Raw genomic sequence first — 12,157 nt, forward strand, 5'->3', positions numbered from 1 at the left:
CGTTACATCGTAAGGAGGCAGTAACTCAACTTGATTTTTTTCTTCGAAGAAAAGGCAAATACATAATTGAAAAGATACATAAGGCAATTAGTTCTTCCGCAGCCAAGTAGTAGGGATAAGGCCCCAAAAGATTTAATATTGAAGCCGCTTCCGGTTTGTGCCTGAGGAACATGTAATTGGATTGTAGCCAATAATCCACACTGCCTACAGTCACGAGGAGGACATTCAGAAAGATCATGGTGATGCCAATGGATTTCCAAGTAGGCCGGTATTTTTCGATCCAAGTCATATAGAGAGGGGCAAGAATAATGGCCATATGAACGATAAAGAAATGGAAAAAACGGAAGTGGGGAAAAGGGTAGTCAAGATCAGGCGTAAGCATAGCTTGTAGTGCGCCGCCTATCCCAGCAAAGAATACAATCTGGTACAATAGCCGACTGCGTGTTAATAGCATGAAGATGGCAAGCAGCTGAGAAATGCTGCAAAGTTCAAGCGGCAACGTGTATTTTACGTCCCACAGTCCTTCGACCGTATACCAAACATAGAGGGTGACCTCGGGTAAAATAAGCCCCAGCAGAAGGGCGGAAACTATAATTTTCCTAAAAATTGAGTTGTCTCTAATAATTGATTTGAATCTATACATGAGGGTCGCCAAAATAACCAAAAATGCAAGGATAATTAAGTGCGAGGCCGTGTATGGAACGAAGTAATCCTGAATATTCGGAGCAAAGAATGAATTCATTTCTCACATCTCTCCCTTACGAATGTCTTCCATGTGTATAGTCTATGTCACGTTCAAAATAAGCACTAGTACTATTTCTATCTAATACCTCCCCTCCTGAATTTCACATGACTTCATTATAAGCATTGCACTTTAACCAAAAATTATAACAATCTTCAAAGTAATTCTATTTATCAAATGCGGGAAACGGTTCGTAATTTAATCGTCACTGATGACAAGTCGCGTCTATGAATATGTAAGTTTTTACAAGATTTCAAAAAAGAGGTTTAAAGAATAGGAAAACCATGATAAGATTATTCCATATTGATCCATTTAATGTTTTCTCTTAACATTTATGGTCGATAGTTTCCCTTTCGCCGATAGAATCTATAGGGAAACATTTTTTTTTTGACTTTTATTTGACCACCGGACAATTAAAGGGGGGGGCTGCCAGGAACCAGTTTTGTTATCGCTTTTAGAAACATGTTTACAAACCAAAAGGAGTGATTATTAGTTATGAAAAAAGCATTGGTATCCATTCTTTCAGCTGCTTTGTTGTTAGGAAGCGCACAAGCCGCGTTTGCCGCTCCGCAGGATCATTTTGAAAAAAAACTTGCTCCAAAAGCAATCATCGGCGAAAACTGGAAATCCCCAGCTGGCGTAGCGGGAGAAGAACGTGTTTGGAACTATCTTGAAAGCAAAAAAGATTCGCTCAAAATTGGCAAGAAAACGGAATTGAAGAAGCAACTCAAGGTTGTGAAAGAAGATACTGATGCGCAAACAGGAACTCAGCATTACCGTCTAAAGCAGTACATACAAGGAATACCGGTTTATGGCGCCGAACAAACCGTACATGTAGACAGAACAGGGCAGGTTACTTCATTAATCGGCAGTGTTCTCTCTGATGAGGAACAATTGGTCCCTCAAGGAAGCGCTTCCAAAATTAGCGAAGCCACCGCCATCGCTGCCGCTGAAAAAGAGGCGGAAAGCCGCATCGGCCAGCTTGGCGAACCGCAGAAAGCGCCTAAAGCAGATTTGTATGTTTATGTGCATGAGGGACAGCCTGTGCTGGCTTATGTTACTGAGGTCAATGTGCTCGAGCCATCTCCGCTCCGTACCCGTTACTTTATCAGCGCTGAAACCGGCAATATTCTGTTCCAGTATGATCTTCTCGATTTCGCTACCGGAACAGGAAAAGGCGTACTGGGCGATACCAAATCGTTCACGACTACTTTGTCCGGCTCTACCTACCAACTTTATGACACCACGCGGGGTAAAGGAATTGTCACTTATACAGCGGGCAATCGCACCACATTGCCTGGAACGCTTCTTACCAGTACCACGAATGCCTGGAATGACCCAGCTGCGGTAGACGCGCATGCCTATGCGGCAACTGTATATGATTATTACAAAACGAAATTCGGGCGCAACAGCATTGACGGAAATGGTCTTCAGCTCAGATCAACGGTTCACTACAGCACCCGCTACAACAACGCATTCTGGAACGGCGTGCAAATGGTGTACGGGGATGGAGACGGAACTACGTTCCTGCCTCTCTCCGGAGATCTGGATGTTGTCGGCCATGAATTAACGCATGGGGTTACCGAATATACGGCTGGGCTGAATTACATTAACGAGTCCGGGGCTCTGAACGAATCGATTTCTGATATTATTGGAAATACGATTGAGAGCAAAAACTGGCTTATCGGCGACGCGATTTATACGCCGGGCATTTCAGGCGACGCGCTTCGTTCTATGTCAAACCCTACGACCTATGGCGATCCCGACCATTACAGCAATCGATATACCGGCACAGCCGATAACGGCGGCGTTCACACCAATAGCGGAATTAACAACAAAGCGTTCTATCTGTTGGCGCAAGGCGGTACTCACAGTGGTGTAACGGTGTCCGGAATCGGCCGTGATGCGGCCGTGAAAATTATTTATCATGCACTCATCTACTACCTGACGCCTACATCCAACTTCGCCGTGATGCGCGCAGCGGCCATTCAAGCAGCTACTGATTTATACGGAGCAAATTCCGCTCAAGTGACCTCTGTAAAAAATGCGTATACAGCCGTAGGCGTGCAATAATTTGATTCCATAACCTAGAGCCTCCAAACCACCTTTAAGGTGAATTTGGAGGCTTGCTTTATTCCTATGAAGTTTGGAGCTTTCGAGCGACTCGTTCGCCAAGCTCGAAGGACGCTTGGTACAAGTAGCTGAGCACGATGGTTTGCGTATCGGGGGATATGCCTGCAAGATCGGCGGCCAGGTTATCTACCAAGCGTTCTTGCTGTAATGGGGCAAGAGCATGATAATACTGACCGGCTTGCGCGAAGTCATCTTGCTTGGGCAGGTCGGAACGCACGAGGCGACCTTCCACGAATCTCCCGTTGCCACTGGTCACGAGGGATTCAGGCGTCCAGTTCTGCTGATGATTAATCGGAATTTTGCGGAAGTCCGGACCAAGCCGCCGGCGCTGCGAATCCCAATAAATATTCGCACGCCCTTGAAGCAGCTTATCGTCCGATAACTCTGCGCCTTCCAGCAGGTTGGAAGGGGAGAAAGCCAACTTTTCTACTTGCTCCATATAATTATTAGGATTTCTATTTAATACTAATCTCCCTACAGGCAGCAAGGGATATTGCTGCTCATCCCATACCTTTGTATTATCCAACGGATCATAAGGGAGAAAGGATTCGTCTAGGGGGTTCATCAGCTGCACGTAAAGCCCATATTCAAACGTTGTGCCTGCGTTCAGCGCATCGAATAAGTCCTTGCCGGCATAATCCGGATTCTCGCAAGCGAGCCGGTCTGATTCTTCACGGTCTATATATTGCACACCTGCCAGAGGCATCCAATGATATTTCACGTAAGTGCGGACACCTTGCGCGTTTTTCCAGACGTATGTATTTACGCTGTGGCCCGGGATGTGGCGCAGACTCTTGACGGTGCCCTCGTCGGAGTAGAGCCGGACAAGAAAGCTTGTGCATTCCGGTGCTCGGGCCACGAAGCTCCAAAATCGCTGCGGATCGATTAGGTTGTTGACGGGCGACGGCAGGAAGGCATTGATAAATTCGGGAAAGCGGATGGCGTCTCTGACGGCGAACACGGGGATATGGTTACAGACAAGATCGAACACCCCATGATCCGTATAGAACTTCGTGGCGAATCCGCGCACGTTGCGGGAAGTATCAGGCGTGCCTTTGTTGCTGACGGCTAAGGAGAATCTTACTGTGACAGGGACCTGCTGACCCGGATGTTGCAAGAAACAAAGCTGCGTGTAAGCCGTCATGGCATGTACGGTCTCAAAATAGCCGAATGCGCCATATCCTTTGACATGCACGGGCCTTTCTAACAATTTCGCATGGATGAAAGTCTCCAGCTTTTCATGCAGCATGTTGTCCTGTTCCACTACAGGGCCTCGTTCGCCCACAGTTTGCGAATGAAAAGCAGCCGGTATATCTCCAGACCTTTGGTTAGGGCGAGTTCCATTACTCTCGTTCATCTTTCAACCTCCCATACCGGATATATCAAAAAAGTATCAAGAACTGCTATGCTATGCGAATAGGCCTGTGCCAAGCCCAACGAGTTGACCAATACATATAAATACAATGCGCATATATGTATTTTTAGAACTAGCCGGACTTCCTCTTGACGTTAACCCTATTGGTTCATTCTCGGGATGGCGGTTGAGCGAGGTTGGATAGATGAAAAATAACCGGTTCTCCTTGAGGAGGGCCGGTTTAGTTCTTCTGATGAGCCGTGTACGCATTGTCCAATTAGTGGACTTTAAGAAGAATATAGTTTAGTATTGGTTTATTCTTACATAAGAACGATCAGTTTCGCGATAATAGCAAACCTGCCGTAAAGGCAGTGACGCAAAACTACAGGGCCTAAGGGTGTATACCTATGGCAGCCAGTTGCCGAACGAAAATGCAATAAAGACAAACTTTGCAACTTTTGTTTTTATGGCGTTATTTCAAACACAGTTCGGTGTGCAGCCGAACTGTGTTTTTTTGTCATGAAAGAAGGGGCGGAGAAATGAAAAGGTTCTTTCCTATATTATGTGGAGTTTGCTTAATATTATTCGGTTTACCTGGAATGGCAGCAGCGGATTCGAAATACGCATTTCAAAATTCTACGAACCTTTCGACATGGTTATGGGATACTTCCAAGATTGTTTCCGATCAGGACAGTATCATTCATAATTTGGTCAACAATAACGTCAAGGTTTTGCTGCTTCAAATCGATACTACACTCGAACAGAAGCATTATAAGGAATTTATAAGCAAGGCGACTGCTAATGGAATTCGTGTGCATGCCCTAGATGGTGCACCTGAATGGGTGGCCGATCATGGCATTACACTTCAGCAGATTTTTCTTAAATGGTTGAATAACTATCAAGAGTTTGCGTCACCAAATGAAAAATTTACGGGTATACATTTAGATGTTGAGCCCTACGGGCATGAGCAGTATGCGGATAACACCAATGAATTTCTGGAAGAATACCAGTCCATGATGCTGACATTTAGAAACCAAGCCGATCAACTCCAATTGGAATTTGGAATAGACATCCCATTTTGGTTTTACGGTGTACAGTACGATACCAAATATGGCAGTGGAAATATGGCAGAGTGGCTTTGTAAAAATGTTGAATTTATCAGCATCATGGCATACCGGGATGCAGCAGCTGGAACTGACGGGATCATCGGGATCTCTTCAGCGGAAATGAAGTTATTTGAGAAGTATAAAGTGAAGGGGACGATAGCGGTTGAAACCGGCCGTCTTGCGGAAGAATATCAATTTGTAACCTTCTTTGAAGAAGATAAAGCGTATATGAATCAGCAGTTGGAGCTTGTTTATCAAAATTACAAAGCCAATCCTGCTTTTCATGGAATCGCGATCCATCATTATGACAGTTGGATGAAGATGGAATAAAACTTTCGCCATAACCCCAGCCATAAAGGTTTAGGGTTATTTTTCATTTTTTATGAAAATAATGTAAAGGGGTCTCAACAAATTGATATTTAAGTCTGTATACCGATAAAATGAAAGGGGAGGCTAAGGAGATGACGCTGAAAATAAAGGTATTACTTGGCATTATTTCAATAATTGTATTATTTGGAATTTTGTTGTTATATCAATTTTTCTTTTTACATAGCAAAATAAATGAAGGCACGACTTCCTTGAAGGAAGGCGATGTTCAATATATCAGCAAAACAGACAATGGTTTTTTTTATATTTTAAATGTAAATAAATGGAATAAAATGTTTGTTAAGGGTGTTAATCTAGGAGCTGGAAAGCCGGGTGCTTTTCCTGGAGAAGTTGCGATTACCTACGATGAGTATATGAGGTGGTTCACCTATATTTCTCAAATGAATGCAAACACAATCCGGGTTTACACCACACAACGTCCGCAGTTTTATAACGCTTTAAGTGATTATAATCACAAGATGGAGAAAGAAGGCAATCAGCCCATCTATATGATTCATGGTGTTTGGGTGAATGAAGATGATATCATGACGATCGATGATGCTTTTGGGAACAACGAGAAGATTCTCAGTGATGTCATTACGAGTGGCAAAGAAATTGTTGATATTATACATGGGAATGCCTATTTGCCTGTTAGGAAAGGATATGCGGATGGCACCTACACGACAGATGTGTCGAAATATGTGATAGGTTGGATTCTAGGCATAGAGTGGGACCCTTCTTTTGTCGTAGGCACGAATGAGAATAACCCTAACCGCCGTGTATATGAGGGCAAGTTTCTATATACATCCGGCGCTTCGCCATTCGAAGCATTTCTAGCCGAAATGGGCGATCAAATCGTCGAGCACGAAATGACCAACTATCATATGCAAAGGCCGGTTGCATTCTCAAACTGGGTAACGACGGATCCGCTCAAGCATCCGAATGAACCGTATAAAAATGAAGATCTGGTGGAAGTTAATGTCGAGCATGTGAAATGGCATGATACGTACAAACCAGGTATGTTCGTTTCGTATCACGTGTATCCTTACTACCCGGATTCTTTTAGTTTTCAAAAGGATTATATTGAATTCAAAGGCCCAGACGGCAAACCAGATCCTTATTTAGCTTATTTGGAAGATATCAAAAAGTTTCATTCGATGCCTATTGTGATATCGGAGTTCGGCATACCGGCTTCGCGAGGGAAGGCGCACGAAAATCGAATAACCGGGTTTAATCAAGGGTTTATCGACGAAAAGACGCAAGGTGATATGCTGATGCATATGATCAACGATATTCACACGGCCAATCTGGCAGGCGGCATCGTATTTTCGTGGCAGGATGAGTGGTTCAAAAGAACGTGGAACAACAACGATCTTGATCTGCCTGATTCTCGTCCGTTTTGGTCGAATCCCCAGACGAATGAGCAGCATTTCGGCCTATTAGCCTTTGATCCGGGAAGCACCAAAAACATCTGTTATGTGGATGGGAAGGTGGATGATTGGACGAATGACGCTCCTCTCGTCATAAACGATGACACGAAGCTGTATGTGAAGAGTGACGAAGCTTATGTGTATATTAGAGTTGATGCTGGGAATTATGACTTTAACAAGGATACGCTGCTGCTTCCCATTGATATCATCCCAGAACAGGGGAACACCGGCTACTCTGAATATGATACGACGTTTAGCAACGATGCGGATTTTGTTCTGAAAATTCACGGGCCTGACGACTCTCGCCTTCTCGTCGATGCCTATTACGATAATTATTATTTTCGCTATGCGGTCCAGACGGATCTTATTGAAAAAAATGAGATGTTCCACGAGAAAAATTCAGGCTTATTTAATCCGATACGACTTGCCTTGAATAAAAAGGTGGTCATTCCACCCGAGAATACGGTTATTCCTTTTACCGGGTATGAGACAGGGGTGCTTCGATATGGCATAGCCAATCCGGACAGTCCTTCCTATAATTCTTTAAACGATTTTTATTACGAAAATGGACATCTAGAGATAAGAATACCTTGGCAGCTGCTCAATGTGATGGACCCTTCCAAGAAATTCGTCATCAATGATATGTATGCGAACGGCAAGATATCACCGCTTCATGTGAACGGGTTCCAAATTGGCATCGAAAAGCTTCAAAGTGGCACGACCAAGGGCTCTCAAGATCTAGCCATGAAGGAGTATAGCTGGAAGGAATGGGACCTCCCTACGTTTCATGAACGTTTAAAGCCTTCCTACTCTATTTTGCAAAAGGGATTTCAACAATTGACTGCCGATAAATGAGGAATAGACCATGAGGATAAAAAAAATAAAAATTCGCTATTGGGTGCTGCTATTTCTATTGGTTAGTGTAGGAACCCCTTTTGTATGGTGGATGTTGATGCCTAATAAAAATTTGGATGTCGTCGTGCTCAACAAAACATTTCCGCTTGTAACGAGTGTCTCCGGTGGAGAGAAACAATTAGACTACAGCAAACAGCGCGGTTTGTATTGGCTTATGGGGTATCTTAGGATAAAAAATCCAGAGACGAATAAGAAATACAACGTAAGTACCGATTATTACGGCAACTTTCTTAATGATGGGAAATTAGTGAACAAACCGCTGCAAAAGTTGACTTACGTGCCGGATGTTATTTATCTTTCGGATACTTATGGGACAGGAAATTCCAAAATCAACGGAGTGGAACCCGAAGGGGTTTCAGGTATGACGAAAGAGGAGGTTGCTCTCGTTGCAACAAGTTATGCCAAGGGGACGACGGTTATCGGCGAATATAATATTGCCGGAGACCCGACAAAAACAAGCGTATCGAAGGAGCTGGGAGACATTTTCGGTGTTAATTTCACGGGATTGGCAGGAAAATTTTTCTCGGACTTGTCTTCAACTGCGGATGTTCCCAATTGGATGCGAGCGACGTATGAACAACAGTACGGGAAGAAATGGAGCCTTACAGGAGCGGGAATTGTCATCGCAGGGAACAATAGAATTGTGGTTTTGCAGCGTGATATTGGGTTTAAAGGAAAATCTCTTCAGATCTACATGGCGGAGCAGAATGCCAAAACCTATGGAGCGGAAGCTGTTGATTATTATAATTGGTTTGAAATTGTTAAGCCGGTAGACGAGGATTCGATCATTGCCTGGTATGACTTGAAGCTTACGGAAGAGGGCAAGAATCAATTAAGCCCATTTGGACTTGATACTAAGCTTCCCGCGATTATAGCTAAACATACAAATCATAAGCATTCTTTTTATTTTGCTGGTGATTTTACAGATTACCGGGGACCTGAGAAGATTACAAGATTTTTAGGGGCAACCACGTTATATCGGTATTTTAGTGTGAATAGCGAGGGGGATCTCTCCTACTTCTACTGGCATTTCTACGTACCTTTGATGTCCAAGCTGTTCAAGGATATAAAGCCATTAGAACACCGCGTATCGTTCAAGGCGGCGACAGAGGTTGCTAGCGATGGCACTCGTCTCTCGTCCAAGATTGATGACAAGCAGTTTTCTGTCTATCAGAACGGTCAGTGGAAGAAGCTGTACGTCAAAGGGGTGGACATCGGTCGAACCGTGCCGGGAAATCCGGAGGGAACGTATCCGGATGACCCAGCCTTTTACTCCGATTGGTTTGAAAAAATCGTCAACATGAATGCCAATGCGATCAGAGTGTACACACGTATGCCAGCTGTTTTTTACCGTACACTGGATAATTTTAATGATAACCATCCGGATCACAGGCTGTATCTATTCCAAAACATAGCCGTTAATCAGGAACCTCCCGAAGGGAATTTTCTAGATAAAGCGTATCAGGCAGCCGTTGAGAAGTCGGCAGAGGATACGATTAATGCCATTCATGGCAATGCGACGATTGAAAGTGCGAATGGAAAGAGCTCCGATGTTTATATCAATGACATTTCGGGGTATGTGCTTGGGTATTTGATCGCGCCGGATTTGAGCCCGGACCGTGTAGCTGCAACGGATGCAGGGAATCCGTCTTATCGCTATACGGGTGAATATGTCTCTGCTGGCAGCAGTGCAACACCAACGGAATCGTGGTTAGCTGCGATAAGTAATAAAGTCTACGAATACGAACAGCAAAGCTATCAGATGCAGCATCCTGCAGGAATTGTCAGCATTCCGGAACTTGATGCCGTATACCAAGACATGTACAAGGCGGCAGATGGGAATAATAAGGCCTCGGTCGTGACGATGAATCATTTGGATACAACGAACAAAGTGACTAGCGGGTTTTTCGGAGCCTATAATATGTTCCCTGACCAACCGGTTTTCAGAAGTGGCGAAGCAGATGAAGCCAAACCTTCTTATGCAGGCTTCAAAACATACTTGAACAATGTCATGAAGGCCCAGAACAAGTATCCGGTGTTAATCAGCGAATTTGGTCTTCCGACAAGCACGGGCTCAACGGAAGCTGGGCAAGGTGCGGGGGTTGTTTCTTTGATCGCGATGATGAAAGACAGCGGAGCGATGGGCGGGCTTATCTACGAATGGGCCGATGAATGGGGGGCAAGCAGTAAGTTCACATCCCCGTTGATGATTCCTTATAGTCGCGGGCCTTTATGGCATAATGTGGTCGACCCTGAGCAAAATTATGGCATTCTGGCCATGGAGTCCAAAATCCCTACAGACTATGCCATGACTTTACGTGGTTCAGACCCGCTGAATACGTTAGCTTTTAACTCAGATGAGTCTTATTTCTATATAAAAGCTGATTTCCAGACTTTGCCGTCGTTTGATCAAAAAAGAATCATGATCTATCTGGATACGATCGATAGAAAAAATGGGGAGTACATAATATCCCCTGAGGGTGAGGAGAACTGGTCGGGAGCGGAGTTCAATATTAACATCGACAGCCAAAACAAAGCCGATTTATTGGTCATACCGACCTACAATACAAGTAAAGGATCTTATTACTCTGCCGTTTCTACGACCGGGATTTTTGAAAAAATGGACGGTTCGGCATTGATCCCAGGGCCGTTTGAGAATAGTATGAGTCATTTCTACGTCGAAGGTAACACGTTGAATGTAAGGATTCCATGGACAAGACTCAACTTCTCCGATCCATCAAGCTTGCTTGTATTAAGCGATGAGAAGAACAAGGGCCCGGCAGAGAGCTTGAAAGAGGCACTTTCTGTGAGAATGACCGATGGCATCGTGGTCTCCTTGGTCGTGATGGATAAAGCAACGCAAAAAGTGGACTATCATTTCCCGGAAAGCGTGACCTCATCGGGCTACAGGACGTTCAGTTGGAACACTTGGGATGTACCTCAACCTGTATCCCGCACCAAAACGAGTTATGGCATGATCAGAGAAGCGTTTGCTAACTAGCATAAGCATACATCAGGGGAAAGGAGGTGAGCGGACATGACGAATCAAGCGTTTTATTTACTCTGGATTTCGATTGGGTTAATTTCAAGTTTTTTTATTGCGATTGTTGTCATGTGGATATATTCGTATTTCCACATGATAGCTGTAACCAAAATTAAGGGGACGTTGGAAGAGATGCTCTCCTCCTATTTTTCTTTAGAGAAAGAGGAGGAGCAGCAGAATGTCGCTCGAAAGCTATCTGCCTATATGAAGAACAGCGTATTAAAAAACGAGATGTTAATGGATCTCATCATTCAGAATGGCGAACCATTTATTGAGAATAATCAAGAGCAATTAATGAAATTGTATGAGACAGCGGGAACGAGACAATTTCTGATCAAACGGCTTTTGTCCAAACGAGCGCATGTTCAGGCATTAGCTTGCCGGCATTTGGGAGACTTGAGGGTACATGATGCGGAGATGCACATTTATCAGCTTATCAACAGCAAAGATAATGATGTTATCTATCACGTCTTGCTTGCTCTTGCCAAGCTTGGCGATTTGCAGAGACTAGCGCATATTTTCAATGCGAATTCCCAAAATATCCATTTATCGTTCCGTGCGGTAATTGAAATCATTGCTATTTTCAAAGGCCCGAAGGATGAATTATTTAAAGCAACTATTGCATCCAGCGATGACTACTTAAAAGGGATTTTAATTAAAGCATCTGCGGATTACCAATTAGAAGATTTGGCCGAGTATTATGTAAAATATTTGAACAGTACGAATATAAACCTCAAGATTGCTTGCATTCGGGCGTTATCTGAGCTGAAAAATCCTGCCTATGAAGCGTATGTGATCGGCATGCTTGAAGATGCGGAATGGGAGGTCAGAGCAGCAGCCGCCAAGGGTCTGGAGAAGCTTGGCACAAGCCGGAGCTTTACCGCTCTAGGAGAAAAAATTAGTGATTCGGAATGGTGGGTAAGACACAATGCAGCCAATTCTCTCGTGTTAATTCCCGGAGGAAAAGAATACGCAAAGCAGATCGTGAAACATAAGGATCGATTTGCACGTGAAGCCGTTATGGGCGCGTTGGCATTGTCGTCGTAGGAACCACCGAATTTCAGGAAG

At 44.1% G+C, this 12,157-nt stretch carries 7 protein-coding genes and 1 riboswitch; of the genes, 5 read left to right on the plus strand and 2 right to left on the minus strand.

What is annotated here, in order from left to right; all coding sequences use genetic code 11:
- Positions 1–25: 25 nt before the first annotated feature.
- On the minus strand, positions 26–742 hold the full coding sequence (locus tag AC3WRW_RS00625) for a YwaF family protein (RefSeq protein ID WP_492543979.1): 717 nt from the start codon (positions 740–742) through the stop codon (positions 26–28).
- A 495-nt stretch (positions 743–1,237) separates the two neighbouring features.
- Between AC3WRW_RS00625 and AC3WRW_RS00630 the strand changes: the two genes are divergently transcribed.
- Positions 1,238–2,815, plus strand: a complete 1,578-nt coding sequence (locus AC3WRW_RS00630; protein WP_492543981.1) for a M4 family metallopeptidase — start codon at positions 1,238–1,240, stop codon at positions 2,813–2,815.
- Positions 2,816–2,879: 64 nt separating this feature from the next.
- Here AC3WRW_RS00630 and AC3WRW_RS00635 read toward each other — a convergent pair whose 3' ends face one another.
- On the minus strand, positions 2,880–4,232 hold the full coding sequence (locus AC3WRW_RS00635) for a catalase (protein ID WP_492543983.1): 1,353 nt from the start codon (positions 4,230–4,232) through the stop codon (positions 2,880–2,882).
- A gap of 337 nt (positions 4,233–4,569) precedes the next feature.
- Positions 4,570–4,655, plus strand: a riboswitch (cyclic di-GMP riboswitch).
- 173 nt (positions 4,656–4,828) lie between these two features.
- Between AC3WRW_RS00635 and AC3WRW_RS00640 the strand changes: the two genes are divergently transcribed.
- The 4 genes from AC3WRW_RS00640 to AC3WRW_RS00655 all read left to right on the plus strand — a co-directional run bounded on the left by AC3WRW_RS00640 (position 4,829) and on the right by AC3WRW_RS00655 (position 12,136).
- A complete protein-coding gene (locus AC3WRW_RS00640; RefSeq protein ID WP_492543985.1) occupies positions 4,829–5,665 on the plus strand; it encodes an amidase in 837 nt (278 codons plus the stop codon).
- A gap of 131 nt (positions 5,666–5,796) precedes the next feature.
- Positions 5,797–7,986: a family 2 glycosyl transferase gene (locus AC3WRW_RS00645; RefSeq protein ID WP_492543987.1), complete on the plus strand. Its 2,190-nt coding sequence runs from the start codon at positions 5,797–5,799 to the stop codon at positions 7,984–7,986.
- A 10-nt stretch (positions 7,987–7,996) separates the two neighbouring features.
- Entirely contained in the window at positions 7,997–11,047 is a 3,051-nt protein-coding gene (locus AC3WRW_RS00650; RefSeq protein WP_492543989.1) for a hypothetical protein, read from the plus strand.
- Positions 11,048–11,083: 36 nt separating this feature from the next.
- A complete protein-coding gene (locus AC3WRW_RS00655) occupies positions 11,084–12,136 on the plus strand; it encodes a HEAT repeat domain-containing protein (protein ID WP_492543991.1) in 1,053 nt (350 codons plus the stop codon).
- Positions 12,137–12,157 lie beyond the last annotated feature (21 nt).

Source organism: Paenibacillus sp. FW126-R14, assembly GCF_058789495.1.

Bases quoted from the DNA above. Each gene is read 5' to 3' on its own strand.
- AC3WRW_RS00625 (WP_492543979.1), bottom strand. From the start codon at position 742: ATGAATTCATTCTTTGCTCCGAATATTCAGGATTACTTCGTTCCATAC.
- AC3WRW_RS00630 (WP_492543981.1), top strand. From the start codon at position 1,238: ATGAAAAAAGCATTGGTATCCATTCTTTCAGCTGCTTTGTTGTTAGGA.
- AC3WRW_RS00635 (WP_492543983.1), bottom strand. From the start codon at position 4,232: ATGAACGAGAGTAATGGAACTCGCCCTAACCAAAGGTCTGGAGATATA.
- AC3WRW_RS00640 (WP_492543985.1), top strand. From the start codon at position 4,829: ATGGCAGCAGCGGATTCGAAATACGCATTTCAAAATTCTACGAACCTT.
- AC3WRW_RS00645 (WP_492543987.1), top strand. From the start codon at position 5,797: ATGACGCTGAAAATAAAGGTATTACTTGGCATTATTTCAATAATTGTA.
- AC3WRW_RS00650 (WP_492543989.1), top strand. From the start codon at position 7,997: ATGAGGATAAAAAAAATAAAAATTCGCTATTGGGTGCTGCTATTTCTA.
- AC3WRW_RS00655 (WP_492543991.1), top strand. From the start codon at position 11,084: ATGACGAATCAAGCGTTTTATTTACTCTGGATTTCGATTGGGTTAATT.